This window comes from Streptococcus mitis, assembly GCF_003944325.1.
Lineage (GTDB): Bacteria > Bacillota > Bacilli > Lactobacillales > Streptococcaceae > Streptococcus > Streptococcus mitis_CW.
Genome location: NZ_RJPX01000077.1, coordinates 1 through 1,769, shown reverse-complemented (window position 1 = coordinate 1,769; position 1,769 = coordinate 1). Strand labels below are relative to the sequence as shown.

At 41.8% G+C, this 1,769-nt stretch carries 1 protein-coding gene; it reads right to left on the bottom strand.

Annotation, left to right across the window (positions count from 1 at the left end; all coding sequences use genetic code 11):
* Positions 1-6: 6 nt before the first annotated feature.
* Positions 7-1,284 (bottom strand): group II intron reverse transcriptase/maturase, encoded by a 1,278-nt coding sequence (gene ltrA / locus D8787_RS11155; protein WP_125423858.1) that lies wholly within the window; start codon positions 1,282-1,284, stop codon positions 7-9.
* Between the last annotated feature and the right edge of the window lie 485 nt (positions 1,285-1,769).

Sequence of the window (1,769 nt, the reverse complement as noted above, 5' to 3'; positions counted from 1 at the left end):
GGCGGTTCAACTAACTTTTAACGCATGTCGTTCAAGGTAATAATCCAAACACGAAACCAGTCCACGTTTCTCAAGGACTGGTTTTGATATAGCACGTTTAAGTACCGACTTCTGAGCTACTAATTGATAGTGGTCACCCCAGCCAGATACCTTATCTGCTATCCATTTAGGAACTCCTAACTTAAGCAATCCCCATAATCGTCTAGATTTCTTCTTCCATTGCTTCCAGATAATCACTCGTAGGCGAGTNCGCAAGCGCTCATCTATGCTGGTGACAATACTTTTCATATTTCCCAATGAGAAATAGTTTATCCATCCTCGAATAGACAAATTCAGTTGCTCAATACGTCTTGTTAAGTCTATACTCCANTTCCTCTGTGTTAGTTTCTTCAATTTAAGCTTAAATCTCCGAACACTATCTTGATGGGGGCGACTTTTCCAACCAGCTGATGATTTCCAGAATCCGAAACCTAAATATTTCAACTCTCTTGGTCTAGTAATCTTAGTCTTGGTTATGTTTACTTTCAAACCTAGCCGTTTCTCAATAAAACGACTGACTGAATACATCACACGCTTAGCGGCAGCCTCGCTTCCGACCGTAATCACACAATCATCTGCGTAGCGCACAAATCGAAGTTCCCTCTTTTCTAATTCCTTATCCAATTCATTAAGCATNATATTGGATAAGAGAGGAGATAAATTTCCTCCCTGTGGTGTGCCAACTAGCGTTTTATGACGCTGACCGTTAATGATAACACCTGAATGAAGATANTTACGAATCAAGGATTCCGTATCTCCGTCTTCGATAATGTTATGTACTAAGGACATCAATCTATCTTGAGGAACTGTATCGAAGAATTTCTCTAGGTCTATATCCACTATCCACTCATAGCCGTCATTTAAGTACTCTAAGAGCTTCATGATGGCTTTTTCACATGACCTATTTGGTCTGAATCCATAGCTCGTATCTGAGAAATGGGGTTCACAAATGGGGGTAAGGACTTGAACAATGGCCTGTTGAATCATTCTATCCATAACTGTTGGAATTCCTAGTTGACGGATGCCTCCGTTTGGTTTGGGAATCTCAACTCTGAGAACTGGTTGAGGCTTATATTTTCTTTGTTTTATCCGTTCCTTAGTCAGGCGCCAGTTTTGTCTGAGATAATTATCCATCTCTTCGATAGTAATTCCATCAATCCCAGCTGAGCCCTTATTGGATTTTACTTGATTGTAGGCTTCCAGCATATTTTCGCGTGATAATATCTTATCTAGCAATTTTGACATGTGCCTATTCCTTTCTTGTTTTGGTGCCTGAGGGACATCTTATATTGGTGAACCTTCATCTAGTCAATACGTGATAGAGTCCAGTTCTATCAGACCGTTCGTTTTACAGACACAAGTGAAGTAGGATTACTTCAATTAGTTGTTCACCCCTTCGCTCCACTTCCATTACAGAAGTTTCCTCACTACTATGGGCTCGGCTGACTTCTCATGATTCGTTGTTACTACGCTTTCAGCGNTCATGAGACCTCACGGGATAAGTTGTACATCTTTCCTCGTTTACTCTCGTGATTTACGCATATAGGTTACGACTACCTTTTTGGACTTTAGAGTTTGAAGCCCCCTTATCCGCTATATACGCCTTACTATCACGTTCCTGTTCGTAGAGCCACGATTTCGCTATCCCTTCCTCTCCCCGCTACCTCACGATAGTCAGGCTTGGGAATCGCTATTGGGTTCACCGGTAGCGGGTGCCCACGGAGGACTTA